Source organism: Pseudaminobacter sp. Soil_N_29 (genome assembly GCF_057656055.1).
Map to the genome: position 1 here is coordinate 217,601 of NZ_JBDGLC010000008.1, position 25,867 is coordinate 243,467.

Below are 25,867 nucleotides of genomic sequence, written 5' to 3' on the forward strand. Positions count from 1 at the left end.
CGGCAAGGGCAGCCGTCACCCTCGCCGCCGGCATTTCGCTGCTGCTTGGCGATATGGGCGCGGGCCATCTGGGCCTGGGAGAAGCCTTCGCGGCAAGGGCGCAGATCGGCAGCCAATCCGGCGGCGAGAGCCAGCGGGTCAAGCTCGGTCTCAACAAGTCGATCGTGGTCGATCTGCCCGCCGACGCCTATGACATTCTGGTCGCCAACCCGGCCGTCGCCGACGCGGTTACCCGCACTGCCCGGCGGATCTATCTGTTTGGCAAGTCGGTGGGCCAGACCAACATCTTCGTCTTCGGCCCCAACGGCGAGCAGATCGCCAGCCTCGACCTGGCCGTGGAGCGCGATGTCGCGGGGCTGGAGGAGCACATCAAGCGCTTCATCCCGACCTCCAGCGTCAAGGTGGAGCTCATCAACGACAACGTCGTCCTGACGGGCACGGTCGAGACCCCGCTCGATGCCAAGCGCGCAGTCGATCTCGCCACTATCTTTGTCAGCGGCGGTGAGGCGACCACTGGCCAGTATTCGCAGACAGCCATTGCCGGCTCGGCCAATGGCGGCGTGGACATTGACAACCCCGACAGCCAGCGGCGTACCAGCAGGATCGTCAACATGCTGCAGATCGTCGGCGAGGACCAGGTGACGCTGAAAGTCACGGTCGCGGAAGTCAGCCGCAACGTGATGAAGCAGCTCGGCGTCAATATCATCGCCGGAGGCCACAGCGACGGTATTTCCTGGGGCGCCATCAGCGACAGCGTCATGGGCCTCGGCAAGCCACTTTCCGGCTCGCAGCTGGCGCTCGGAACCTCGATGCTCGACGCCTACATCAACGCCATGGAGCAGTCCGGTGTCATGAAGACGCTGGCCGAACCGACGCTGACGGCGGTGTCCGGCGAAAAGGCGACCTTCAAGGTTGGCGGCGAGTTCAACCTGGTGACCGGGCGGACGAACGCGATTTCGGACGACAACAAGACCGGCGAGACGACGTACAGCATCGAAAGGCTCGAATACGGCATCGGGCTCGAATTTCAGCCTGTCGTGCTCTCGCCGGGCCGCATTAGCCTGAAGGTGCGAACCTCGGTTTCCGAACCGACGACGGAGGGGTCTGCCACGCTTGGGGGGCTGATTCCCCGGAGAGGCTTCAACACCCCAGGCATGACCGCTCTTTCCATTCGCAAGCGCCTGGCCGACACCACGGTCGAGCTGCCGTCCGGCGGGTCGATGATGATCGCCGGCCTTGTGCGCGACGATGTCAGGCAGGCGCTGAACGGCGTGCCTGGCCTGTCAAAGGTTCCGGTGTTTGGCACGCTTTTCCGCAGCCGCGATTTCGTCCGCAACGAAACCGAGCTGGTCATCATCGTCACGCCCTACCTGGCCAAGCCGGTGGCACGCAATGCGCTGGCCCGGCCGGATGACAACTTCAATCCCGCCAGCGACGGCGCGGGCATGTTCCTGGGCAGGGTCAATCGCGTCTACGGAACCATGCAGACGAGCAGACCGAACGGCCGCTATCACGGCGTCGTCGGCTACATCTACAAATGATCGGGGGACCTGAAATGTTTCAGGCAATGTTTGGCAATAGGGGTGCGCCGGTGCTGGCGGTCCTGGCGGCTGCACTGCTCGCCGGCTGCGCTGCGCCGCGCGACAGCATCACGGTCGGCGCCATCCCCGACGACTACCGCACCAATCATCCCATCGTGATCGCCGAGCAGCCGCAGGTTCTCGACCTTCCGGTTGCGGCCAGCGAACGCGGCATGACCGAGTTGCAGCGTGTGGCGCTGCAGGGCTTCTTCGCCGACTATGACCGCAGTGCTGCGCCTGTGGTGACCATACTGGTGCCCCGCGGCGCATCCAACTCGCTCGCCGCCGGCGAGGCGGGCCGCGAGTTCGCGCGCTTCGCCCAGGCGAATGGCGTTCCCCCCGGGCGTATCCTCGTCTCGTCCTACCAGTCGACGGTGGCCGGTGCGGCTGCGCCCATTCGCGTCTCCTATCTGGCGATGAAGGCACAGACGAACAGATGCGGCCGCTGGCCGGAGGACCTGGCCGACACGACCGACAACCGGCACTACGCCAATTTCGGCTGCGCCTACCAGAACAACCTTGCCGCCCAGGTCGCCAATCCGGCCGATCTGCTCGGTCCGCGCCAGCAGACCGAAATCGACGCCGAACGGCGCGGGGTGGTGCTCGAAGGCTATCGCAGGGCACCGTTCTACAATCCGGTTCCGCGCCGAGAAGTCGAATATTGATCAATCTCCGTATGGAGCATGCGAGTATGGACAACCTGGCTTACGACAGCGAGCCTGAAGGCGGCGAAACCGCACAGCCGGACCCGGCGGCCATGAGCGCATTGCGGCCGGTGCCGCGGATCTCCATCCAGGCATTCTGCGAGACCGAAGGCGTTGCCGGCCCCATCCAGCGGGCCGGCGAGGACCGCCGGATGACGAGAGCGCATCTGAAGGTGCACATGGGCGGCATCGCCACCGCGGTCGAATTCTACCAGACGGCGCCGACCCCCAACCTGATCATCCTGGAATCGCGCAACGAGCCCAAGGCGCTCCTGGAAGCGCTGCGCGAACTTTCCGAAGTGTGCGATCCAAGCACGAAGGTGGTCATCATCGGCCACTACAACGATGTCGGGCTCTACCGCGAGCTGATCCGCTCCGGCATTTCCGAATATGTCGTGGCGCCGATCTCGATGGTCGACGTCATCAGCGTGATCTCGTCCATCTTCGTCGACCCGGAGGGCGAGCCGATCGGCCGGTCCATCGCCTTCGTCGGGGCGAAGGGCGGCGTAGGGTCTTCCACCATCGCCCACAACGTCGCCTGGAGCATGTCCGCGCTGTTCAGTTCGGAGGTGATGGTCGCGGATCTGGACCTCGCCTTCGGCACCGCGAATATCAACTTCGACCAGGATCCGGCGCAGGGCATCGCCGAGGCCGTCTTCTCGCCCGAGCGCATCGACGACGTCTATCTCGACCGGCTGCTGGCACAATGCGCCGAGCGCTTGTCTTTGCTAGCGGCGCCGTCGACGCTGGACCGCGTCTACGACTTCGACGCCGAAGCCTTCACCCAGATCATCGATACGGCGCAGCGCAACGCTCCGCTGGTCGTGCTCGACGTGCCTCACATCTGGAGCGGATGGTCGAGGAACACGCTGATGATGGCGGACGAAGTCGTCATCACCGCCACGCCCGAACTGGCCAATCTGCGCAACACCAAGAACCTGATCGACATGCTGGCGAAGCTGCGTCCCAACGATGCTGCGCCCAAGCTGGTGCTCAACCAGGTCGGGGTGCCGAAGCGGCCCGAAATCTCGGTTGCGGACTTTTCCGAACCGCTCGGGATCACGCCCATGGCCGTCATTCCCTTCGAGCCGCAGCTCTTCGGCAATGCATCCAACAATGGCCGCATGCTGGGCGAGATGGACGCCAAGAACGCCATCGTGCAGACCATCAACGAGATTTCCCATGTGCTCACCGGCCGCAGCGAGGTCAAAGCCAGGAAGAAGGCGGCCTTCGGCGACCTTCTCGGCAGGCTGAAGCTGAAGAAATGAGCACCGGGGCGAAGCGCGGGTAGACGAGAATGTTTGGCAAAAGAGGCAGCGACCAGGGCAGTCGACACCGACCGGAGTTCCGTGCGCCGGCTGCTGCGGCGCCGTCGCCGCAGCCTGTCGTGGAAGCCCGGATCGCTGCGCCGGCGCCGCGCCGACCCGTCGACGCGCCCGCACTGGCGCCCGAGCCGCCACGCGCGCCGCGCGAGCGCAGCGAGACCTATTACGATACCAAGTCGCAGGTCTTTTCGGCGCTGATCGACACCATCGACCTGTCGCAGCTCGCCAAGCTCGATCCCGAGAGCGCGCGCGAGGAAATCCGCGACATCGTCAACGACATCATTGCGATCAAGAACTTCGTGATGTCCATCTCCGAGCAGGAGGAACTGCTCGAGGACATCTGCAACGACGTTCTGGGCTACGGCCCGCTGGAGCCGCTGCTGGCGCGCGACGACATCGCCGACATCATGGTCAACGGCGCCAAGCAGGTCTTCATCGAGGTGAACGGCAAGGTCGAGCAGACCGGCATCCGCTTCCGCGACAACCAGCAGCTGCTCAACATCTGCCAGCGCATCGTCAGCCAGGTCGGCCGCCGCGTCGACGAATCGAGCCCGATCTGCGACGCGCGCCTTCCGGACGGCAGCCGCGTCAACGTCATCGCTCCGCCGCTTGCCATCGACGGCACCGCGCTTACCATCCGCAAGTTCAAGAAGGACAAGCTCACCCTCGACCAGCTGGTGCGTTTCGGCGCGATCTCGCCGGAAGGCGCGGAGGTGCTGAAGATCATCGGCCGCGTGCGCTGCAACGTCATCATCTCGGGCGGCACGGGCTCGGGCAAGACGACGCTGCTCAACTGCCTGACCAACTATGTCGACCGTGACGAGCGCGTCATCACCTGCGAGGACTCGGCCGAACTGCAATTGCAGCAGCCGCATGTGGTGCGCCTGGAAACGCGCCCGCCCAACCTGGAAGGCGAGGGCGAGGTGACCATGCGCGACCTGGTCAAGAACTGCCTGCGCATGCGCCCCGAGCGCATCATCGTCGGCGAGGTGCGCGGACCGGAAGTGTTCGATCTCTTGCAGGCGATGAACACCGGCCATGACGGCTCGATGGGCACGATCCACTCCAACAGCCCGCGCGAATGTCTGAACCGAATGGAATCGATGATCGCCATGGGCGGCTATTCGCTGCCCCAGCGCACCGTGCGCGAGATCATCGTCGGCTCTGTCGACGTCATCATCCAGGCGGCGCGCCTGCGCGACGGCTCGCGCCGCATCACCCACGTCACGGAAGTGATCGGCATGGAAGGCGACGTCATCATCACGCAGGACCTCATCCTCTACAACATCAAGGGCGAAGACGCTTCCGGCCGGCTGATCGGCGAGCACGTTTCAACCGGAATAGGGCGGCCGCATTTCTGGGACCGTGCGCGCTACTACGGCGAAGAACAGCGCCTCGCCAATGCGCTGGAAGCAATGGAAAAGCGGGCGGACTGAGAGACTGGGTGAAATGTTCGGTTTGGACCTGACGGTATTGGTGTTTATCCTGCTGGCCGGCTGCAGCGCCGGCGCGGTGGCCTACGCCTTCCTGTTCAAGTCCCTGGAGAACGAAAAGAAGGCCGACCGGCGGCTGCAGACGGTCAAATATGCCGAGACCGACCGCTCCGTGGTCAAGGCGGCGCGCGACAAGGCGAACGAGGCCAGCAGGCGGCGCAAGTCCATCCAGGATTCCCTGAAGGAGCTGGACGAGAAACAGAAGGCGAGCGACCGTAACACCAGGAAGCCGCCGCTGCGTGCGCAGCTTCGGCAGGCCGGCCTGCAGGTGACGGTCGAACGGTTCTATGCCTACTCGGCGGTCTGCGGCGTGGCGCTGTCCGTTTTCGCCTTTGTACTGGGCGCGCCGTTGTTGCTGCTTCCGGGCGTGCTCATAGCCGGCATCTTCGGCGTGCCGCGCTGGTTCGTGGCCTTCAAGCGCGCGCGCCGCGTCAAGGCTTTCCTCAACGAGTTTCCAAACGCGCTCGATGTCATCGTTCGCGCCGTGAAGTCGGGCCTGCCGCTCAACGACGCCGTCCGCCTCATCGCGGTCGAGGCCCCCGAGCCGGTCAAGACCGAGTTCCGCCGCATCGTTGAGGCCCAGCAGGTCGGCCTCTCCATTCCGGACGCTGCCATGCGCATGACGGAGACGATGCCGTGCTCGGAGGCCGGCTTCTTCGGCATCGTCATCCAGATTCAGAGCCAGGCCGGCGGCAACCTTTCCGAGGCGCTGGGCAACCTGTCGCGCGTGCTACGCGACCGCAAGAAAATGAAGGCCAAGGTGCAGGCACTTTCCATGGAAGCCAAGGCATCGGCGATGATCATCGGCGCATTGCCGTTCATCGTGGCCTTCCTCGTCTATCTTTCCAGCCCCGCCTACATCATGCCGCTGTTCACCACCAGCACCGGGCACCTCATTCTGGGCATCTCCGGCGTGTGGATGTCGATCGGCATTTTCGTGATGCGCAAGATGATGAATTTCGAGGTCTAGGCCATGACTGATCATGTAGCCAAAGCCGTCACCGACCCGTCCTTCCTGATTGCGCTGTTGGTCGGCATCGCCGTCTTCGCCACCGTTTTCACGGTGTTGCCGGCGCTGGGGGGCAATTCGCTGAAGTCGCGCATGAAGGCGGTGGCGCTGGAGCGGGACGAACTGCGCGCCAGGCAGCGCGCTCGCCTTGCCGCGGAGGCAGACCGCCGCCGCGGCCTGCGCGAAGAACATTCCGTTGGCATGCGCAAGATCGTCGAGCGCCTCGACCTGAAACGCGCCCTGGTGGACGAGGGGACGCTGAACCAGCTGAAGATTGCCGGCTTTCGTGGCCAGAACCCGCTGACGAGGTTCCTGTTCTTCCGCCTCGTGCTGCCGTTCGTGGGCTTTGCGCTGGCGGGGTTCTATGTTCTCTTTCTCGGCGGGCTGGCCGAGCAGCCGGGCTTCGTGAAGCTGTTCGTCTGCATCCTTGCGGGCTATGCCGGTTTCTACGCGCCGGTACTCTATGTCAGCAACCGCGCAACCAAGCGCAAACAGTCCATACAATTGGCCTGGCCCGATGCGCTCGACCTGATGCTGATCTGCGTCGAGTCGGGCATGTCGATCGAAGCGGCGGTGCGCAGGGTGGCCGACGAGATCGGCTCGCAATCGGTCGAGCTTGCCGAGGAACTCATCCTGACCAACGCCGAACTGTCCTACCTGCAGGAGCGCCGGCAGGCCTATGAGAACCTGGCGAACCGCACCGGGCTCGAAGCGGTCAAGTCGGTGGCGCAGGCGCTGATCCAGGCCGAACGCTACGGCACGCCGGTGGCCAGCGCGCTGCGGGTGCTGGCCAATGAAAGCCGCGAGATGCGCATGAACGCTGCCGAGAAAAAGGCCGCGGCGCTGCCGCCCAAGCTCACCGTGCCGATGATCCTGTTCTTCCTGCCCGTCCTGTTCGCCGTCATTCTCGGGCCGGCCGGCATCCAGGTCAGCGAGCGCGGGATTTTCTGACAACGGCGCTTAAGAAAAAACCGCACGGATGGCTCCGCGCGGCTTGCACGTCGAACTGTGTTGTCGGCGCGTCCGGCGTCAGTTCACGCTGGTCGCGGCCGCCTTCTTGTCCTGGCCCTTGAGCTGGCTCCAGGCGTTCTGCTGGGCAAGCATGCCGCGCAGATAGGCGACGTTTGCCTGCGCCTGTTCGGGCGAAAGCTCGCGAGTGGCGATTTGCTCGGCCTCGTCGAAGCGGCCCTGCAGGCCCACCACCAGCGCCAGGTTCTGGCGCACGCGGCTGTCGGCACCCGGCGCGCCTGCCGCCGAGCGCATATAGGTCTCGGCGCTCCTCAGGTCGCCTTCCAGCAGGTAGGACATGCCCAGATTGGACAGGACCGAGGGCTCGTTCGGCTTTATGTCCAGCGCCTTGCGATAGAGCTGCCGCGCCTCCTGCGTCTGGCCGAGCTGGTCGAGGATCGCGCCTTCGGCGGAAGCGAGCTTCCAGTCGGGATACTCCGGGGTCTGCGCGCGCCGCACGGCGTCCAGCGCCGGCTCGAACTGGCCCGCGGCCGCAAGCGATTTGCCATAGGCGGCCAACACCTCGCGGTCCTTTGGCAGGGCAATGGCCAGCTTGCGCATGACCGCCAGCGCCTGGTCGGTCTGGCCGTTCATCTGCAGCACGCTGGCGTAGCGCAGCGCCGTCGGCTTGTCGTTGGGGTTTCGCGCATAGACCTTGCCGAGTGAAGCCGCCGCGCTGTTGAGCTCGCCGGCCGACATGGCATCCACCGGCTTGCTGGACGCGGCCGAGATCGAGCCGGTCGTGGTCTTGTCGGTAGCGCAGCCAGAGACGCCCGCCGCGAGCGCCAGCATCAAGGCTGCCATCACAGTTCGTTTCCCGGTTGCGTTCCCCATGCGTTTGGTCAACATCGACGCCAGCTCTCCAGATGCCACAGCCCTTGCCGGCTGCTTTTGTCTTGGAGAAATATTCTGTTAACCCTAACGGAAGGTTAAGGCGCCCGCTGGCGCCGCAGCATTCCAAACCACCCGAGGAAACCAGCATGCCGCTCGTCGTCACCGATCAGAAGCCGAAACAGTCCCGACCGGTTCATCTCATCGCCAAGGACGGTCTCGACGGCGCCGGGCTCGATGCCGCGGCGGTTGCCTGGGCAAAGCAGAACGGCTTTTCGGGCGAGGCCGGGCGCACGCTGGTGCTGCCGGGCGCCGACGGCTCGGTTGCCGGCGCGTTGTTCGGCCTCGGCAATGGCAGGGAGGGCAACGGAGCGCTGGCGCTCGGCGCCCTGGCTCGCAGCCTTCCCGAAGGCGACTGGCATTTCGCCGACGCACCGGCCAAGCCGGCGCTCGCCTCACTCGGCCTGATGCTGGGCGGCTACGTCTTCACCCGCTACGGCAAGAAGCCCGGCAAGGACCTGTTCTTCTCGCTGCCCGCCGGCGTCGACCGCGCCGAGGTCGAGCGTGTCGCCGATGCCGTCTTCATGGTGCGCGATCTCGTCAACACGCCCACCAGCGACATGGGCCCCGATGCGCTCGAGGCGGCGGTGCGCAAGCTCGCCGAGCAGCACAAGGCCGAGGTCGAGGTGACGGAGGGCGACGACCTGCTCAAGCGGAACTTCCCGATGATCCATGCCGTGGGCCGCGCCTCGGCGACTGCGCCGCGCCTGATCGACATGGTCTGGGGCAGGAAGGACGCGCCCAAGGTGACGCTGGTGGGCAAGGGCGTGTGCTTCGACACTGGCGGGCTCGACATCAAGCCCGCCAGCGGCATGCTGCTCATGAAGAAGGACATGGGCGGTGCGGCCAATGTGCTTGGGCTCGCCTCCATGATCATGGCAGCCAACCTGCCGGTGCGCCTGCGCGTGCTGATCCCGGCGGTGGAAAATTCCATCTCCGCCAACGCCTTCCGCCCCGGCGACGTGCTGCAGAGCCGCAAGGGACTGACAGTCGAGATCGGCAATACCGATGCCGAAGGCCGGCTGATCCTCGCCGATGCGATGGCTTTGGCCGACGAGGAGGCGCCGGAACTGCTCATCGACATGGCGACACTGACGGGTGCCGCCCGCGTGGCTCTCGGCCCCGACCTGCCGCCCTTCTACACCGGCGACGACGTGCTTGCCTCCGAGCTTGCGACCGCGGCGGTCGAGGTCGAGGACCCGATCTGGCGCATGCCGCTGTGGAAGCCCTACGACGCCAAGCTCGCCTCCAAGGTGGCCGACGTCAACAACGTCACCACCGACGGCTTTGCGGGCTCCATCACCGCGGCACTTTTCCTGCGGCGCTTCGTCGAAAGGGCAAAGAGCTGGGCGCATTTCGACATCTTTGCCTGGAACCCCGCCGAGCGTCCGCATGGCCCCGTAGGCGGCGAGGCGCAGGCGATCCGCGCGCTGGCACAGGTGATTTCGGCTCGCTTCGGCTGACGTCGCGTCTGCAGGGACTGAAACGGAACCGAAACGTTTTCGGCGTATTGTAGGGCGCATGGCAGTCCATTTGCGTCCCAGTCAGGCCCTGCGACTTTGGCAACAGGTCAACCTGTCCGAAGTTCGCGACAACGCGCCCGACCTGAGCACGCGGCAGATGGCGATCCTCCTCACCATCTATCTCGACCCGCCTCCGCACACGGTGCGGGGGCTGGCGGCCAAGCTCAAGGTCACAAAGCCGGTGATCACCCGCGCGCTCGACACGATGGGCGCGCTGAAGCTCGTGTCGCGCCACCGCGACGAGCTCGACAAGCGCAACGTGCTCATCAAGCGCACCGTGGAAGGGGCGCTCTATGTCGAGCGCTTTGGCGATGCTATCATCGCCAAAGCCACGGAGTTGCCGATTTGACCGCCCACGACGCCCGCCTGCATGCCTTCCGTCCCGATCTTGCCGACGCCCGGCTGAAGGGTGAGGTTTCCGCCGACCGTTTCGTCACCGGTCGCCCGGCGCGCATCACCGCCCCGGTGGCCGACGTGAAGAAGGCGCCGCGCGTCGATTCCGGCATCGACACGCAACTGATCCATGGCGACGACGTGCTGGTGTTCGACGAGACGCCGGGCTGGGCCTGGGTGCAGTGCGAGCGCGACGGTTATGTCGGCTATGTCGCGCAAGCGCATATCGGCCAGCGCGAGCATGCGCCGACGCATCGGGTGGTTGCGCCGCGCAGCTTCGTCTATCCGGGCGCGGACTTGCGCTTAGCCCGCGCCGGCGAGCTTTCCATGGGTTCGTTGGTAACCGTGGTGGGCAACGCCGAGACGCGCGGCACGGCCTATGCGCTGCTGCCTTCGGGCCAAGCCGTGATCGCCGGGCATCTGGCGCCATTGGAGACGGTGGCCGACGATTTCGTCACGGTGGCCGAGACGCTCATCAACACGCCCTATCTATGGGGCGGGGTGTCGGGCTTCGGCATCGACTGCTCGGGCCTGGTGCAGCTTTCCATGCTGATGGCCGGGCGGAACGTGCTGCGCGATTCCGACATGCAGGAGGCGGGGCTCGGCGAAAGGATCGTTCCGGGCCCGGAGTTTTCCGGCCTCAGGCGCGGCGATCTGGTGTTCTGGAAAGGCCACGTCGCCATCATGACCGACGCCGACAACATGATCCACGCCAACGGGCACACCATGATGGTTTCGCGCGAGGGCCTTCGCGACGCGATCGACCGCATCGGCTATCTTTATGGGGGGCCGACGACGTTCCGGCGGCCGTGAGGCGCGGGCGCGCTTCATCCCTCGCTTCTTGTCCATGGGACTTGGTAACGGCGCCTTCGCACTGTTCGTGCGACCTATTCCTCAAAGCGGCTCGTGGCGTCACGATCGCGCTCGTATCGCCTGGTGAGCGGGAACGGCGGCAACCAGGATTCGCGACGGACGGTCCAGAGTTCGTAGGTCGGCGTCAGTTGGTCGGGGGCATCGAGCGATCCCAGGTTCACTTCGATTTCGTCTGCCGTGCGCGCGAAAACGGACGAGCCGCAGCGGGGACAGAAATGCCGGCCAGCGTAGTCGCTTGTTTCGCCTTCGATCGTCACCGCATCCTGCGGGAATATCGCGGAAGCGTGAAACAAGGCCCCATGATGCTTGCGGCAGTCTAGGCAGTGACAAAGGCCGACCCGGTATGGGAGACCCGACGTCACAAATCGGACATTGCCGCAAAGGCAACCGCCGGTGAAACGGTCCATGCTGCGTATCCTCCGTAATCAGGCGGTCGGCCTCGCCACCTGCAATGCGGCAGCGAGGAACCTCACTCCTGCGATGCAGCCGTCAATACCCTGCCGCGCGGTCCACCACATATTGCAGCTTCTCGCCGCGCTCGAAGGCGTCCATCTGCTGGAGCATCGGCGGCACGAGGTGCTCGGGATCGGAGGTGGCCGCCGCATGCGGCGTGACGAACACCTTCGGGTGCGACCACATCGGGCTGGTGCGCGGCAGCGGCTCGATCTCGAACACGTCGAGGCTGGCTTCCTTCAGCGTGCCGTCGTCCAGCGCGCGCAAGATGTCGGCGTCCTTCTGCAGCTTGCCGCGCCCGGCATTGATCAGCACCGCGCCGCCAAGGGCGTTGCGGCGGCGCAGGTGGCGCAGCAGGTCATAGTTGACGATGCCTTCCGTTGCCGGTGTATACGGCAGCAGCACCACCAGAATGTCGGTGGCGTTGAGGAAGGGGATCAGGCCCTGGTCGCCGTGGAAGGTCGTCACGCCCTCCATGGGCCGGTCGGTGCGGCCCCAGCCATTGACCCGAAAGCCGAGCCCCAGCAGCGCCTTGGCCGCCGCCCGACCGAGCTGGCCAAGGCCCATGATGCCGACGGAAACGTCCTCGGCCGGCCGCTGCGGCGGCTCGTGCCAGAGCCTGTTCTGCTGCTGGGCGCGGTAGAGCGCGCCCTGGCGGTGATGGTCGAGCACGCGCCAGACGACATATTCGGTCATGTGGCGGGTGAGGTTTTCGGCCACCACGCGCACGATCGGCACATCGGGCAGGCCGGGGTCGTTGAAGAGGTGGTCGACGCCGGCGCCTATGGAGAAGATGGCGCGCAGGTTGGGCAGTTTTGCGAGGATGTTGGGCGGCTGCTTCCACACCACCGCATAGGTGATGCTCGGATCCTCTGCGCTGTCGGGCCTCAGCACCACCTCGCGGTTTGCCGACAGAAGCTCCTGCCAGCGTTGCGGGTTGAACCCGGTGACAGATAGCAAGATACGGCCCTTCTCCATGCCGCGCCTCCCTTTTTTGCTTGCTCTATTCGCTGACGACGCCCGCCGGCGCCGTTTCGATGCGGAACGCGGCCGATATCAGCGCGCGCGTGTAATCCGTCTGCGGATTCTCGAAAATCTGCCGCGAGGGGCCCGCCTCCACCACCTTGCCGTTGCGCATGACGATGACGTCGTTTGCGAGCGCGCGGACTACCTTGAGGTCGTGGCTGATGAACAGATAGGCGAGCTCGTGCCGGGCCTGCAGGTTGCGCAGCAGGTCGACCACCTGCGCCTGCACACTCATGTCGAGCGCCGAGGTGGGTTCGTCGAGCATGACGAAGCGAGGTTTCAGCACCATGGCGCGGGCAATCGCGATGCGCTGGCGCTGGCCGCCGGAGAATTCGTGCGGGTAGCGGAAGCGCGTCGACGGATCGAGCCCGACCTCGTTGAGCACTGCCACGACCTCGGCATCGCGCTCGGCTTCCGAGAGTTTCGGCGCATGGATCTTCAGCCCTTCCTCGATGATCTCGGCCACCGACATGCGGGGGCTGAGCGAGCCGAACGGGTCCTGGAACACGATCTGCAAATGGCTGCGCAGCGGCCGCATGTCCTTGAAGGACAGGGTGTTGATGTCGCGGCCTTCGAACTGGATCTGCCCGGTGGAGGAGATCATGCGCGAAAGCGCCAGCCCAAGCGTGGTCTTGCCCGAGCCCGATTCGCCCACCACGCCCACGGTCTGGCCGGCGCGCACGGTAAGATCGATGCCGTCCACGGCCTTCACATGGTCCACCGTCTTGCGGAAGAAGCCCTGCTTGATCGGAAACCAGACCTTGACGTCCTTGCCGGAGATGACGGTGCGGGCCGCGGCATCAGCGGCCGGCGGCTTGCCCTTGGGCTCGGCCGCGAGCAGGTGACGGGTGTATTCGTGCTGCGGGTTGGTGAAGATTTCCTCAGTCGGCCCGGCCTCGACGATCTTGCCTTTGGTCATGACGCAGACGCGGTCGGCGATGCGCCGCACGATGCCGAGGTCATGGGTGATGAACAGCATCGACATGCCGGTGCGCTGCTTGAGCGTGTCGAGCAGTTCCAGGATCTGCGCCTGCACGGTGACGTCGAGCGCCGTGGTGGGCTCGTCGGCGATCAGGAGTTCGGGCTGGTTGGCGAGCGCCATGGCGATCATGACGCGCTGGCGCTGGCCGCCGGAAAGCTGGTGCGGATAGGCATCGAGCCGCTTTTGCGGGTCGCGGATGCCGACCTCGGTGAGAAGCTCAAGCGTGCGCTCCTGCGCCTGTTTCAGGCTTACCGGCTGGTGCAGCCGCAGCACCTCGATGATCTGCTGCGAGATTGTGTGGAGCGGGTTGAGCGAGGTCATCGGCTCCTGGAAGATCATGGTGATCTTGCCGCCGCGCACCCGGCGCAGTTCCTTTTCGCTGAGTGCGAGCAGGTTCTGGCCATGGAACTGGATCTCGCCGGACGGATGGCTGGCGGCGGGGTAGGGCAGGAGCTTCAGCACCGACAGCGCCGACACCGACTTGCCCGAGCCCGATTCGCCGACGAGCGCCACGGTCTCGCCCTTGCCGATGTCGAAGGAGATGCGGTCGACGGAGGACTGCACCTTGCCGCCGTTGGAAAAGGCGACCGAGAGATCGCGGACGGAAAGCAGCGTGCTCAAAGGGCGGCCTCAATGTCGGTCAGGCGGAAGTCGTCGCCCTTGAAGAGGAGCGGCTCCCCCTTTGCTTTCGCGAGGGCGTAAGCGAAACAATCTCCGAGGTTCAGCCTTGCCGGATGGTTGCCCTTGCCGAATCGTTGATATGCTTCGCGCGCGAGATATGCCTGCTCCGCTGTCACTTCGAGGATCGTCACGTTCATGCGTGATAGTATCTCATTGAGTTTCCGCGAGGTGTCGGGCATGTCGCCACGGTCCGTCCTCAAGGCGACTTCGAGATAATTGACCGGGGACATGGCGGAACTCCCCTTTGCTTCCGCCAGCAAGTCGGCGAACCGGTATTCTTCAGGTTCCTTCAGCAAAATGGCGAGGATCGCCGAGGCGTCGACGATCATTTGGGCAGACCCCATTCGTCGTAAAGATCCGAATGATCGCTGGTGACGCCGGGCGGAGGGGGAGGAAGCGAATCGAGAATCTCCCTTATTCGCCGCTTGCGCTCGGCCACGTCGCGTTCCCAGTGCAGCCGGGCGAGCTCGGCTTCCAGCGCCTGCTCCACGACCGCCGTCATGCTTTGCCCGGTCTCGTCGGCAAGCTGTCGGGCGAGCCGTTGTGCCTTCTCGCTCTTGATGTTCATGCCCATGCCGGCCTCCATGGTAGAAATCCGGCGAGATTATACCATTTCCGGCCCCTCATCGGAACGTCTTCCGCGGATCGAAGGCGTCGCGGGTGGCCTCGCCGATGAAGATCAGCAGCGACAGCATGATCGAGATGACCAGGAAGCCGGAGAAGCCGAGCCAGGGGGCGTTCAGGTTGCGCTGGCCCTGCTTCAAGAGTTCGCCGAGCGAGGCCGAGCCCGGCGGCAGGCCGAAGCCGAGGAAGTCGAGCGAGGTCAGCGTGCCGATCGAGCCGTTGAGGATGAAGGGCAGGAACGTCAGCGTCGCCACCATTGCGTTGGGCAGGAGGTGGCGGATCATGATGGTGCGGTTGGGCACGCCGAGCGCGCGCGCGGCATTGACGTATTCGAAGTTGCGCGCGCGCAAGAACTCGGCGCGCACCACGCCGACGAAGGCCACCCAGGAGAACAGGAGCATGATGCCGAGCAGAATGAAGAAGCCCGGCGGCAGGATGGCCGAGATGATGAGCAGCAGGTAGAGGACGGGGATGGCCGACCAGATCTCGATGAAGCGCTGGAACAGAAGGTCTGTCCAGCCGCCGAAATAGCCCTGGATGGCGCCGGCGCTGACGCCGATGAGAGCCGACCCTGCGGTGAGGATCAGGCCGAACAGCACCGAGACGCGGAAGCCGTAGATGACGCGCGCCAGCACGTCGCGGGCCTGGTCGTCGGTGCCGAGCCAGTTCCAGTTGCCGATGGTGCAGTTCTCGTCATTCACCCCTTGCGGATAACGCTGGCAGCGCACCTCCTTGGGATACATCCAGGAGGGCTTTGCGGGGGCTGCTTCCGGAATCTCGTTGTTGACCGTGCGGTAGCTGTAGCGGATCGGCGGCCAGATCAGCCAGCCATGGGCCTTGATCTCGTCGCTGATCACCGGGTCGCGATAGTCGGTGACGGCATAGAAGCCGCCGAACTTCTCTTCCGGATAGTCGACCAGAACCGGAAACAGGATCTCGCCCTTGTAGGAGGCGATGAGCGGCCGGTCGTTGGCGATGAACTCGGAAAACAGCGATAGCACGAACAGGACCAGGAAGATCCAGAGCGACCAGTAGCCGCGCCGGTTGGCCTTGAAGCTGGCCCAGCGGCGCTGGTTGAGCGGCGACAGCCAGGGCCGCGGCGCCTGGCGGGGAGGGGCTTCGGCGACGGTTGCCATCACACGTCCCTCCGCTCGAAGTCGATGCGCGGATCGATCCAGGTGTACATGAGGTCGGAGATGAGGCTGACGAACAGACCGATCAGCGAGAAGATATAGAGATTGGCGAACACGACCGGATAGTCGCGGTCGAGGATCGACTTGTAGCCGAGCAGGCCCAGCCCATCGAGCGAGAAGATGTTCTCGATCAGCAGCGAGCCGGTGAAGAAGGCCGAGATGAAGGCGCCGGGGAAGCCGGCGATGACGATGAGCATCGCGTTGCGGAAGACGTGGCCGTAGAGCACCTGTCGCTCCGTCAGGCCCTTGGCGCGGGCGGTGACGACATATTGCTTGCGGATCTCGTCGAGGAAGGAGTTCTTCGTCAAAAGCGTGGTGGTGGCGAAGGCGGAGAGAACCAGTGCCGTCAACGGCAGGGTGATGTGCCAGAAATAGTCGAGGATGCGCGCCGGCCACGACAATTCATGCCAATTGTCGGAGGTGAGCCCGCGCAGCGGGAACCAGTCGAAGAACGAGCCGCCGGCAAACAGCACCATCAGCAGGATGGCGAACAGGAAGCCGGGAATGGCGTAGCCGATGATGACGATGGCGCTGGTCCAGGTGTCGAAGGGCGAGCCGTCCTTCACCGCCTTGCGGATGCCGAGCGGTATCGAGATCAGGTAGGACAGCAGCGTCACCCACAGCCCGATCGAGATCGACACCGGCATCTTCTCGATGATGAGGTCGAGCACGCTGATGTCGCGGAAATAGCTCTGCCCGAAGTCGAAGCGGGCATAGTTCCACAGCATCATGAAGAAGCGCTCGAGCGGCGGCTTGTCGAAGCCGAACTGCTTTTCCAGCTTGGCGATGAATTCCGGGTCCAGCCCCTGGGCGCCGCGATATTTCGACGAGGCCACGCCGCCGGCGTCGAAATTGGTCACGCCCGCCTCGCCACCGCCGCCGCCGGAAATGCGCTCCGTCGAATCGCCGCCCTGTCCGGTCAGCCTGGCGACGACCTGCTCCACCGGGCCGCCCGGCGCAAACTGGACGACGGCGAAGGAGATCGCCATGACACCGAAAAGGGTCGGGATCATCAGGAGAATACGGCGCAGGATATAGGCGCCCATCAGGCAGTTACCTCGATTGCAAATGTGATGCCGCGATCGTCAAGCTTTGCCAATTACCGCCGCCTTGTCCTTGTCGAACCACCATAGCGCTTCGACGGGAAAGCCGAAATCGGGTTTGGGTTCCTTGAAGCCGAACATATCCCAGAACGCCGCCCGGTGATTCGGAAGATACCAGTTTGGAATCCAGTCCTGCCGCGCGCGCAAGACCCGGTCCAGGGCGCGCAGCGCCGTGGTGAGGCTCTCGCGGCTGTCGGCCCGGCCGGCGGCCTCCACCAGCGCGTCCACCGCCGGATCGGCGATGCCGGGGAGGTTCCTGGAGCCCGGCAGCGTGGCCGAGCGCGAATGGAACAGCCCCTCGATCTCGTCGCGCGAGGGCGTGGCGGCAAAGGACAGCGCCATGCTGATGACGTCGAAGTCGAACTCGACCTGGCGGGCGGTGAACTGCGCCGAATCGACCAGGCGGATCGAGGCGTCGATGCCGATTGCCTTCATGTTCTCGACCCAGGGGGAATCGATGCGAACAAAGGCGTCGTCGTTGACGAGAATCTCCAGCGTCAGCGGCTCGCCCTTGTCGTTCTGGACGAACTGGCCGCTGCGCTTCCAGCCCGCCTCGGCAAGCAGCTTTGCGGCCGCGCCCAAAAGCTTGCGGTCGCGCCCTGAACCGTCGGACACCGGCTGCATGACCGCCTCGCCGAAGGCCTCGTCGGGAATCTGGCCGCGCAGCGGCTCCAGCAGAGCGAGTTCCTCGGGCGAGGGCAGGCCCTCGGCCCGGTAGGCCGAGCGCTCGAAGCAGGACTGCGAACGCTCGTAGGAATCGTAGAACAGGTTGTGCCGGGCCCATTCGAAATCGAAGCACATGCCGATGGCCCGGCGCACGCGCGCATCGCGGAAACGCTCGCGCCGCTGGTTGATGGCGGTCGCCTGCATGATCGGCCGCTTCTCGGCCGGGAACTCGCGCTTGACGACCTTGCCCTCCTTGAGGGCTGGAAAGTCGTAGCCGGTCGCCCAGACGCGGGCGGTGAACTCCTGCCGGAACAGCACGTCGCCCTTCTTGAAGGCTTCGAAGCCGGCCTGGCGGTCGCGGTAGAACTCGATGCGGATGCGGTCGAAATTGTAGAGGCCGCGGCTGACGGGCAGGTCGCGTGCCCAGTAGTCCTCGACGCGCTCATATTCGATGGTCTGGCCTGCGACCACGCGGCCGACCTTGTAAGGCCCCGAGCCCAGCGGCGCCTTCATGCCGCCGGTGGTGAAGCCGTTGGCCTCGAAATAGGCCTTCGACACTATCGGGAAACCGGCGACGTCGAGAACGGTGCGCGCCGACTGCTTGCCCGAAAAGGTCAGGCGGCAGATGTGCGCATCCACCGCGACGGCCTCGGTCATCTGTGAGAGTGGCAGGAGCAGGCTGGGGTGGCCGTCCTTTTTGAACTGGCTAAAGGAATAGGCGACGTCCTGCGCCGTCACGGGCGAGCCGTCATGGAAGCGGGCTTCGGGCCGCAGCGAAAACTCGACGGTGTTGCGGTCGTCGGAGATGCTCACGCTTTCGGCCAGCAGCCCGTAAAGCGCGTCCGGCTCGTCGAGCGCGCTGGCCATCAGCGAATCGAAGCACATCTCCATGCGCGGCGGCGCGTCGCCCTTGGCCACGAAAGTGTTTAGCGTGTTGAAGGTGAGCGGGTTCTGGTTGAACACCCAGTTGGGCGGCGAGAAGATGAAGGTCCCGCCCTTGGGCGCCTCGGCATTGACGTAGTCGAACTGCTTGAAATTGGCCGGATATTTCAGGTCGCCGAAGGCAGACAGCCCGTGCAGCCTGGTGCCTGTGGGAGCGGCCGCGAAGGCTGCGCCTGGCAGCAGGGCCGCCGCCGAGCCGAGGGCCAGGAACTCGCGGCGCGAGAGCAGGGGGCCTTGCATCAGTCGGCGCTCTTGTAGTTGGTCGCGAGCGCCTTTTCCTTCTCGGGATCGACCCACCAGGAATCGATGTCGGCGCCGGTATATTCCGGCTGCTTCTCGGGCATGCCGAACTTGTTCCAGTAGGCGATCCACTGCTTGGGCCGGTGCCACTGCGGGATCATGTAGTAGTTCCACAACAGCACGCGGTCGAGCGCGTGGGTGGCGGCAACCAGGTCTTCGCGGTCGGTCGCGAAGATGATGCGCTCGACCAGCGCGTCGACCACGGGGTTCTTGATGCCCATCAGGTTGCGCGAGCCGGGCGTGTCGGCGGCCTTGGAGCTCCAGTAGTCGCGCTGCTCGTTGCCGGGCGAGGTGGACTGGTTGAGGACGGTGGTGTCGGCGTCGAAATCGAAATTGTTGACGCGGTTGATGTACTGGCTGGTGTCGACCATGCGCAGCGAGGCGTCGATGCCGATCTTGCGCAGCGTGTTGATGAAGGACGAGGCGATCACCTCGTCGGTGGGGCCGCTGCCCAGGAACTCGATCTTGAACTGCTCGCCCTTGTCGTTAAGCATCCTGCCGTTGCTGATCTTCCAGCCGGCCTCGGCGAACAGTCCCACGGCCTGGCGAAGATACTGCCGCTCGGACTGCGGCGTATCGTAGACCGGCAGCTTGAACTCCTGCGTGAAAAGCTCTGGCGGCAGCTGGTCCCTGAAGGGCTCGAGTATTTCCAGTTCCTTGCCGCTGGGCAGCCCGCTGGATGCAAGCTCGCTTCCTACGAAGAAGCTGCTGGTGCGGGTGTACTGGCCGAAGAACAGGGTGCGGTTCATCGATTCGAAGTCGAAGGCCAGCGTCAGCGCCTCGCGCACGCGGCGGTCCTGGAACTGCGGGCGGCGCAGGTTGAGCGCGAAGCCCTGCATGAACACGTTGGCAGTGCTGGGAAACTCCTTCTTCAGAACCGCGCCCGACTTGACGGCCGGGAAGTTGTATTCGGTCATCCAGCGCCGCGAACTGTTTTCGGCCCGCACGTCCTGGTAGCCGCCCTTGGTGAAGGCCTGCCAGGCGGCGTTGTCGTCGCGGATATAGGTGTAGCGCTTGCGGTCGACATTGTTGCGGCCGACATTGACGCCGAGATTGGCCGACCAATGGTCGGGCACGCGCGCCCAGACGATTTCCGAGCCGGGCTTGAAGCTCTCTATCTTGTAGGCGCCGGAGCCAAGCGGCGGCTCCAGCGTCGGCCGGGTAACGTCGCGCTTCTTGCCGTTGTTGTCGCTGCCTTCCCACCAGTGCTTGGGAAGCACCACCAGGTCGCCCAGGATCTTGGGCAGCTCGCGATTGCCCTTCTGGTCGAAGCGGAACTCGACCTCGCGGTCGCCCACGGCCACCGCCTCGGTGACGTTGGCGTAGTAGCGGTTGTAGCGCGGGCTGTTATCCTTCAGCGTGTTGAACGACCAGATGACATCGTCCACGGTGATGGGGGTGCCGTCGTGCCATCTGGCGTGCGGGTCGAGGCGGTAGGTGGCCGAGGAGAAATCGTCCGGATACTTGAAGGCTTCCGCGATCATCGGATGGCTGACGCTGGGCTCGTCGAGCGACTGCTCCATCAGCGTCTCGTAGAGCAGGCCACCGCCGAACTCCGAAAAGCCGGCCGCCGGCGCGCCCTGGACAACGTAGGGATTGAAGCTGTCATAGGTGCCGGTGACGACCGAGTTCAGCGTGCCGCCCTTCGGCGCGTTGGGGTTGACATGGTCGTAGCGCGTGAAGGCTTCGCCATATCTGGAAGGGGCGCCGAGGCTTGAAGAAGTGCGCCATTCGTCGGCCGAGGCCGAAAGAAGGCTTGCCGCAAGAAGGGCCGGCACGAGGCCGAATCTACCGATCGTTTGCGCCAGGCCCGCCATCATCGCCAACCTCATCCTCCGTCGCCGGTTCCGTCCGGGTGCCGCGGGCAAGCCGCTCGATCAATATCGGCCAGGACATGCGGAAAGCCTAATAAAAAAGCCGGGCGGAACCCGGCTTTTTCATGATCTAGCGATGATTAATTCGTTACTGCGCCGGCGCCGGCTGGGGTGCGCCGCCTTCGGCGGGAGCTGCGGGAGCCTCCGGGGCAGCGGGAGCAGCACCCTCGGCCGGAGCGGCAGGCGCGGCACCTTCGGCCGGAGCAGCCGGGGCAGCGCCAGCCTCAGGCAGCGGCGCCGGATTGTCCGACAGCGTGCGCAGATAGGCGATCAGGTTGGCGCGCTCGTCGTCCTTCTTGATGCCGGCAAAGCCCATGGCCGTGCCCTTCACATAGCCCTTGGGCGAGGTGAGGAAGTGGTTCAGGTGGTCGTAGTCCCAGTGGACGGTGCCGCCCTGCGCGAAGTCCTTCATGCCGGCCGAATAGGAAAAGCCAGCGTGACCAGCGATCGGACGGTTGACGATGTCCCACAGATCCGGACCGACCTTGTTGGGGCCGCCCTTTTCGCCCGAGTGGCAGGCCGTGCACTTCTTGAACACGGCTTCGCCGGCCTTGGCATCGGCATGCGCCAGCAGTTCGGCGATCGGCTTGGCCTGCTCGGCAGCGCCGCCGCCGGCTGCGGTCGGCTCGGCTTCCGCGGCTTCGATGGCGTAGCCGGGCTTCTCAGGAACGGGCGAAGCGAAGATCGCTTCCGAGGCGATCGAGATGGAGAAAACTACAAAAACGGTGCCCAGAAGGCCGCCGAGAATCTTGTTAAATTCGAATGAGTCCATTCGCCCCTGGCTCCTTGACAGGCCGGAAACGGAAAACCAGGTCTCCGGCCGCCGACGTATTGTCCCCCCACCGACCTCGGCCGGCAGAATTCGGCGGAAACTAGGTCTTTTGCTTGTCGGTTGCAACACCTATAAGGGCGGCTTCAGTGAGACGTTTTGCCACTTTCCACCGTTGCCTTTAGTTGATCGTCTGAAAAATCATGTCGCAACTCATCCTCATTCCCGCGCGCCTTCGCGCCACGCGCCTGCCGGGGAAGCCGCTTGCTGACATTTGCGGCCTGCCCATGATCGTGCATGTCGCAGAGCGTGCGCGACAGAGTGGCCTTGGCCGGGTGGTGGTGGCAACCGACGCGGCGGAAATCGCCGAAGCCGTGCGCGCCCATGGCCACGAGGCAGTGATGACGCGCGCCGACCACGAATCAGGGTCGGACCGCATTTTCGAGGCGCTGACCACGCTTGATCCCGCCGGTTCGGTCGAAACCGTGATCAATGTGCAAGGCGACCTGCCGACCATCGACCCCGAGACGATCCGCGCCGCGCTGCGCCCGTTCAGCGACCCCGCCGTCGACATCGCCACGCTGGGCGTGGAGATCGAGCGCGAGGAGGAAAAGACCAATCCGAACGTGGTGAAGATCGTGGGCTCGCCGCTGTCGGACACCCGGCTGCGCGCGCTCTATTTCACCCGCGCCACCGCGCCGTGGGGCGAGGGGCCTCTCTATCACCATATCGGGCTCTACGCCTATCGCCGCGCCGCGCTGGAGCGCTTCGTGACGCTCAAGCCCTCGGCGCTCGAAAAGCGCGAGCGGCTGGAACAGTTGCGCGCGCTGGAAGCGGGCATGCGCATCGACGCCGAAATCGTGACCACCGTGCCGCTGGGCGTCGACACGCCGGAAGACCTCGAGCGCGCCCGCGAAATTCTAAGCAAGCAAGACAGGGCCTGACCATGGCTGAAAAGACCAACCGCATTTCCTTCCAGGGCGAACCGGGCGCCAATTCCGACACCGCCTGCCGCAACGTCTATCCGAATATGGAGCCGTTGCCGTGTCCGACCTTCGAGGATGCGTTCAATGCGGTGGAGTCCGGCAAGGCAGACCTGGCCATGATCCCGATCGAAAACACGATCGCCGGCCGCGTGGCCGACATCCATCATCTTCTGCCCGAATCGAAACTGCACATCGTGGGCGAATATTTCCTGCCCATCCATTTCCATCTGATGGTGCTTCCGGGCGTGCAGCGCTCGGAAATCAAGACCGTGCACAGCCACATCCACGCGCTGGGCCAGTGCCGCAAATACATTCGCAAGAACGGCTGGAAGCCGATGGTGGCCGGCGACACGGCGGGCGCCGCCAAGCTGGTGGCGGAGACGCAGAACCGGACGATGGCCGCCCTGGCGCCTCGGCTCGCCTCCGACCTCTACGGGCTCGACATACTGGAAGAGAATGTCGAGGACACCGAAAACAACGTCACCCGCTTCGTGGTGCTTTCCAAGACCAAGCAGTGGGCCGAGCGCCAGCCGGATGTGCCGATGGTCACCACCTTCGTCTTCCGCGTGCGCAACGTGCCGGCCGCGCTCTACAAGGCCATGGGCGGCTTCGCCACCAACGGCGTCAACATGACCAAGCTGGAGAGCTATCAGCTCGGCGCCTTCACCGCGACGCAGTTCTATGTCGATATCGAGGGCCATCCGGACGACCGCGTGGTGGCGCTGGCGCTGGAGGAGCTGCGCTTCTTCTCGCGCGAGGTGCGCATTCTCGGCGTCTATCCGGCCAACGAGTTCCGCGCCACGCAGGACGCCGACGCCTGAGACGCCCTAGAGGCGCTTGGAATACCAGTGGTCGGCGTAAGGGTTGTCGTTGAAGCGGGCGACCTCTTCATAGCCTTCGCGTAGGTAGAGCGACTGGGCTTCCTTAAGCGAGCGGTTGGTGTCCAGGCAGACCGTCTGAGCGCCAAGCTCGCGGGCGATTGCCTCGAGCCTGCGCAGCATGCGGCCGGCGACGCCCAGCCCGCGCGCGGCAGGCGAAACCCACATGCGCTTGATTTCCGCCGTGGTCGCATCGAGCATGCGCACCGCGCCGCAGCCGACGGGGTCGCCGTCGAGCCGGGCGATGAGGAAGCTGCCGCGCGGACGGGTGAATTCGTCGCCGGTCGCGGTGCTGCCCTTGCTTGTGTCAAAACCCTCCTCGAAGCGCGCCGCCAGTTCATCGACATAGAGCGCCACGCATTGCCGAGCCTCCGCGCCGTTTGCGTCTTCCTCTTCGATGGTGACGGATGCCGCGGCAAGCAGGCGCTCGACCTCCGCCATCGCGGCGACCAGCCGGTCCCGCGCGGTCTCCGAAAGCGGTTCGAGTACGGACTTGGCCAGCTCGTCCGAGAGGGCGTCGTAGGCGGCGTGTTCCTTAAGGCCTTTGGCGGTCAGCTTTGCGTAGCGGCTGCGGGCGTCGCCGTCGAGTTTCTCGACCGAGACGAGCCCTTGCGCCTCGAGCGAACGCAGGATGCGGCTGAGATAGCCGGAATCGAGGCCGAGCCTGGAGCGGAGCGCGCCAAGTGCCGCGCCTTCCGGCCCGATTTCGAAAAGCACCCGCGCCTCGCCGAGGGGACGCCCGCGGCTGAGATAGCTTTCTTCCAGCGCGCCGACACGCCGGGTGACGGCGCGGTTGAAGCTACGGATTTGGGCTATCTTCGAATTGTCCATTTCCTGACTTTAGTCAGGCAATTGTTGGTGCGCAAGAGCTATCTGACTTTGGTCAGCTAGTCAGCTTTCCGCCCAGGCCCTGATTAGATGATGGGCGATCGCGCCGGAAGGCGGCACGCAAAGACCGCCGGGATGAGCCTCGGCCAGCATCTCGCGAACCTCGGCGCGCGAGAACCAGCGGCAGTCTTCCAGCTCTTTTGTGTCGGGGTGGATATCCTCGTTCAGTGCCTCGCCAAAGCAGCCGATCATCAGCGTGTGCGGGAATGGCCAGGGCTGGCTGGCGTGGTAGACGACCCGGCCGAGCCGGATGCCGGCTTCCTCGAAAGTTTCGCGCCGCACCGCCGCCTCGATGGTCTCGCCGGGCTCGATGAAGCCGGCCAGCGCCGAATACATGCCCGGCGCAAAGTGCCGTCCGCGACCCATCAGGCATTTTTCCTGCGTCACCGTCAGCATGATCGCCACCGGGTCGGTGCGCGGAAAATGCTCGGCGTTGCAGTTGAGGCAGACGCGCTTGTAGCCGCCGTCGCCACTTTCGGTGTTGTGGCCGCAGCGGCCGCAGAAACGGTGGGTGGCGTGCCAGGCCAGCAGGGAGGCCGCCTGCGCCAGCGCGCCGAGGGCGGAAGCGTCGACGAGGCCCTGGGTGTAGATGGAGCGATAGTCGATCGCCTTGATCGATTCGGGCAGCTGCTCGGCCGCAATTCCGGCCGGCGCGGCGAGAATCGGGGCGGCGTCGGAGAAGCCCAACAGCACCACCTGTTCCAGCCGCGCGGCCAGCGTCTCGGCCTCGCCAATGGCGAAATAGGGATCGAACGCGCCATCGACGAGCTTCAGATGCGCGCGCCCGTCGCGCAGGATGAGCAGCCGCGCTGACGGATGGGCCAGCGCCGCGCCGATGGAATTGCCGTCGCGGCTTTCCGCCTGGCGATCGATGCGGTTGCCGGCGAAGCCGACGAACTGGCTCGGCTCGCGCTCGGGAGCGTCGAAGAGGCGAAACATGGACGGAAGGTCCGCTGAACCGTGCATGGCGCTATTGCAGCGCCGCGCGGACTTTTTCGCAGAAGCCGTGCAGGTCGGCCCGCGCATAGGGCTCGCGCATGCCATGGCCCCAGACCGGGCCCGGCCAGCCCGGGTCGCCCTCGTTGCGGGCTATGACATGAACGTGCAGCTGGCGCACGATGTTGCCGAGCGCGCCGGTATTGATCTTCTGGCAGCGGGTGGCGCGCTTGAGCGCCTGCGCCACCATGTTGCATTCGAAGGTGAGCATGGCCTGGTCCAGCGGGGTCATGTCGTGGATTTCTTCCACGCCCTGCCGCTGCGGCACCAGAAGCAGCCAGGGCCAGCGCCTGTCATTCATGATGCGCAGCTCGCATAGGCCAAGCCACATCAGAGGCTCGCTGTCGGCCTCCAGCCTGGCATCCAGTTCGAACCCAGCCTTGAGGCCCGGCACCATCGGCGTTTCCCTTGTTTTTATTGAAGCTAGAGTGATGACCCTCGGCCTGCAAGCATTTCATGCGCAGGAATGTTTGTTGCAGGCACATAATCCATCGCTCTTGCAATTGAGCGCGCAATTGCCGATATGGGGAACGGGAGGTTGGTGGTGGACGATCCACTCGCCAACCGGGTCAGGTCCGGAAGGAAGCAGCCCTAACGAGCCCCGGAACGGGTCACTGTTCCAGCCTCCCACCTCTTCGCCGATTGCCCGCCAGGTCCGCCGCAGATTGACGGCGCACGGTTCGTGCGGGGACTGCAGGAATCGGCCG

25 protein-coding genes and 1 other RNA gene are annotated in these 25,867 nt (G+C 64.9%); 12 read left to right on the plus strand and 14 right to left on the minus strand.

Features of this window, described 5'->3' with window-relative positions; genetic code table 11:
* Positions 1-53 precede the first annotated feature (53 nt).
* Genes AC3A4H_RS18720 through AC3A4H_RS18745 form a run of 6 tightly spaced genes read left to right on the plus strand, consistent with a single transcriptional unit; the run spans position 54 to position 7,062 of the window.
* On the plus strand, positions 54-1,541 hold the full coding sequence (locus AC3A4H_RS18720; protein WP_487768114.1) for a type II and III secretion system protein family protein: 1,488 nt from the start codon (positions 54-56) through the stop codon (positions 1,539-1,541).
* 14 nt (positions 1,542-1,555) lie between these two features.
* A complete protein-coding gene (locus AC3A4H_RS18725) occupies positions 1,556-2,245 on the plus strand; it encodes a CpaD family pilus assembly protein (RefSeq protein WP_487768040.1) in 690 nt (229 codons plus the stop codon).
* A gap of 26 nt (positions 2,246-2,271) precedes the next feature.
* Positions 2,272-3,552 (plus strand): CpaE/TadZ family protein, encoded by a 1,281-nt coding sequence (locus tag AC3A4H_RS18730; protein WP_487768041.1) that lies wholly within the window; start codon positions 2,272-2,274, stop codon positions 3,550-3,552.
* Positions 3,553-3,581: 29 nt separating this feature from the next.
* Complete coding sequence (locus AC3A4H_RS18735) at positions 3,582-5,045, plus strand: TadA family conjugal transfer-associated ATPase (RefSeq protein ID WP_487768042.1); 1,464 nt, start codon at positions 3,582-3,584, stop codon at positions 5,043-5,045.
* A 13-nt stretch (positions 5,046-5,058) separates the two neighbouring features.
* Positions 5,059-6,072: a type II secretion system F family protein gene (locus AC3A4H_RS18740; protein ID WP_487768043.1), complete on the plus strand. Its 1,014-nt coding sequence runs from the start codon at positions 5,059-5,061 to the stop codon at positions 6,070-6,072.
* Between the two features lie 3 nt (positions 6,073-6,075).
* Positions 6,076-7,062 carry a type II secretion system F family protein gene (locus tag AC3A4H_RS18745; RefSeq protein WP_487768044.1) on the plus strand — a complete coding sequence of 329 codons (987 nt, stop codon included), beginning with the start codon at positions 6,076-6,078 and terminating at the stop codon, positions 7,060-7,062.
* 78 nt (positions 7,063-7,140) lie between these two features.
* Here AC3A4H_RS18745 and AC3A4H_RS18750 read toward each other — a convergent pair whose 3' ends face one another.
* Entirely contained in the window at positions 7,141-7,968 is an 828-nt protein-coding gene (locus tag AC3A4H_RS18750) for a tetratricopeptide repeat protein (protein WP_487768045.1), read from the minus strand.
* A gap of 131 nt (positions 7,969-8,099) precedes the next feature.
* Between AC3A4H_RS18750 and AC3A4H_RS18755 the strand changes: the two genes are divergently transcribed.
* The 3 genes from AC3A4H_RS18755 to AC3A4H_RS18765 are packed head-to-tail and all read left to right on the plus strand — an operon-like array spanning position 8,100 to position 10,739.
* Positions 8,100-9,473 carry a leucyl aminopeptidase family protein gene (locus tag AC3A4H_RS18755; RefSeq protein ID WP_487768046.1) on the plus strand — a complete coding sequence of 458 codons (1,374 nt, stop codon included), beginning with the start codon at positions 8,100-8,102 and terminating at the stop codon, positions 9,471-9,473.
* A gap of 58 nt (positions 9,474-9,531) precedes the next feature.
* On the plus strand, positions 9,532-9,882 hold the full coding sequence (locus AC3A4H_RS18760; RefSeq protein ID WP_487768047.1) for a MarR family winged helix-turn-helix transcriptional regulator: 351 nt from the start codon (positions 9,532-9,534) through the stop codon (positions 9,880-9,882).
* Positions 9,879-10,739, plus strand: a complete 861-nt coding sequence (locus AC3A4H_RS18765; protein WP_487768048.1) for a C40 family peptidase — start codon at positions 9,879-9,881, stop codon at positions 10,737-10,739. The genes AC3A4H_RS18760 and AC3A4H_RS18765 overlap by 4 nt, the downstream gene beginning before the upstream one ends.
* A gap of 74 nt (positions 10,740-10,813) precedes the next feature.
* Here the strand turns inward: AC3A4H_RS18765 and AC3A4H_RS18770 are convergent, their stop codons facing one another.
* The 10 genes from AC3A4H_RS18770 to AC3A4H_RS18815 all read right to left on the minus strand — a co-directional run bounded on the left by AC3A4H_RS18770 (position 10,814) and on the right by AC3A4H_RS18815 (position 21,415).
* Entirely contained in the window at positions 10,814-11,206 is a 393-nt protein-coding gene (locus AC3A4H_RS18770; protein WP_487768049.1) for a GFA family protein, read from the minus strand.
* A gap of 82 nt (positions 11,207-11,288) precedes the next feature.
* A complete protein-coding gene (locus AC3A4H_RS18775; protein WP_487768050.1) occupies positions 11,289-12,230 on the minus strand; it encodes a 2-hydroxyacid dehydrogenase in 942 nt (313 codons plus the stop codon).
* A gap of 25 nt (positions 12,231-12,255) precedes the next feature.
* Entirely contained in the window at positions 12,256-13,881 is a 1,626-nt protein-coding gene (locus AC3A4H_RS18780) for an ABC transporter ATP-binding protein (RefSeq protein WP_487768051.1), read from the minus strand.
* Entirely contained in the window at positions 13,878-14,270 is a 393-nt protein-coding gene (locus tag AC3A4H_RS18785) for a type II toxin-antitoxin system VapC family toxin (protein WP_487768052.1), read from the minus strand. Before AC3A4H_RS18785 ends, AC3A4H_RS18780 begins: the two co-directional genes overlap by 4 nt.
* Positions 14,267-14,515, minus strand: a complete 249-nt coding sequence (locus AC3A4H_RS18790; RefSeq protein ID WP_487768053.1) for a type II toxin-antitoxin system VapB family antitoxin — start codon at positions 14,513-14,515, stop codon at positions 14,267-14,269. Before AC3A4H_RS18790 ends, AC3A4H_RS18785 begins: the two co-directional genes overlap by 4 nt.
* A 49-nt stretch (positions 14,516-14,564) precedes the next feature.
* Positions 14,565-15,701 (minus strand): ABC transporter permease, encoded by a 1,137-nt coding sequence (locus tag AC3A4H_RS18795; RefSeq protein ID WP_487768054.1) that lies wholly within the window; start codon positions 15,699-15,701, stop codon positions 14,565-14,567.
* Positions 15,701-16,804 (minus strand): microcin C ABC transporter permease YejB, encoded by a 1,104-nt coding sequence (locus AC3A4H_RS18800; protein ID WP_487768055.1) that lies wholly within the window; start codon positions 16,802-16,804, stop codon positions 15,701-15,703. The genes AC3A4H_RS18795 and AC3A4H_RS18800 overlap by 1 nt, the downstream gene beginning before the upstream one ends.
* A 39-nt stretch (positions 16,805-16,843) precedes the next feature.
* Complete coding sequence (locus AC3A4H_RS18805) at positions 16,844-18,709, minus strand: extracellular solute-binding protein (RefSeq protein WP_487768056.1); 1,866 nt, start codon at positions 18,707-18,709, stop codon at positions 16,844-16,846.
* The gene (locus AC3A4H_RS18810) at positions 18,709-20,601 is read right to left on the minus strand and encodes an extracellular solute-binding protein (protein WP_487768057.1); all 1,893 of its coding nucleotides are present in this window, start codon (positions 20,599-20,601) and stop codon (positions 18,709-18,711) included. The genes AC3A4H_RS18805 and AC3A4H_RS18810 overlap by 1 nt, the downstream gene beginning before the upstream one ends.
* 130 nt (positions 20,602-20,731) lie before the next feature.
* Positions 20,732-21,415: a c-type cytochrome gene (locus AC3A4H_RS18815; protein WP_487768058.1), complete on the minus strand. Its 684-nt coding sequence runs from the start codon at positions 21,413-21,415 to the stop codon at positions 20,732-20,734.
* Between the two features lie 200 nt (positions 21,416-21,615).
* On the opposite strand from AC3A4H_RS18815, the gene AC3A4H_RS18820 reads away from it, so the two are divergent.
* Together AC3A4H_RS18820 and AC3A4H_RS18825 are read left to right on the plus strand one after the other, a co-directional pair.
* Entirely contained in the window at positions 21,616-22,356 is a 741-nt protein-coding gene (locus tag AC3A4H_RS18820) for a 3-deoxy-manno-octulosonate cytidylyltransferase (protein WP_487768059.1), read from the plus strand.
* 2 nt (positions 22,357-22,358) lie between these two features.
* Positions 22,359-23,219 (plus strand): prephenate dehydratase, encoded by an 861-nt coding sequence (locus AC3A4H_RS18825; protein ID WP_487768060.1) that lies wholly within the window; start codon positions 22,359-22,361, stop codon positions 23,217-23,219.
* Between the two features lie 6 nt (positions 23,220-23,225).
* Here AC3A4H_RS18825 and AC3A4H_RS18830 read toward each other — a convergent pair whose 3' ends face one another.
* From AC3A4H_RS18830 to AC3A4H_RS18840, 3 genes are read right to left on the minus strand one after another with little or no spacing between them, the layout of a single operon-like run.
* A complete protein-coding gene (locus AC3A4H_RS18830) occupies positions 23,226-24,107 on the minus strand; it encodes a bifunctional helix-turn-helix transcriptional regulator/GNAT family N-acetyltransferase (RefSeq protein WP_487768061.1) in 882 nt (293 codons plus the stop codon).
* Between the two features lie 60 nt (positions 24,108-24,167).
* Positions 24,168-25,103: an NAD(+) diphosphatase gene (gene nudC, locus AC3A4H_RS18835; RefSeq protein WP_487768062.1), complete on the minus strand. Its 936-nt coding sequence runs from the start codon at positions 25,101-25,103 to the stop codon at positions 24,168-24,170.
* A 31-nt stretch (positions 25,104-25,134) separates the two neighbouring features.
* Positions 25,135-25,557 (minus strand): HIT family protein, encoded by a 423-nt coding sequence (locus AC3A4H_RS18840; RefSeq protein WP_348779151.1) that lies wholly within the window; start codon positions 25,555-25,557, stop codon positions 25,135-25,137.
* 136 nt (positions 25,558-25,693) lie between these two features.
* On the opposite strand from AC3A4H_RS18840, the gene ffs reads away from it, so the two are divergent.
* An RNA gene (ffs, locus tag AC3A4H_RS18845) (signal recognition particle sRNA small type) lies at positions 25,694-25,791 on the plus strand.
* Positions 25,792-25,867: the final 76 nt, after the last annotated feature.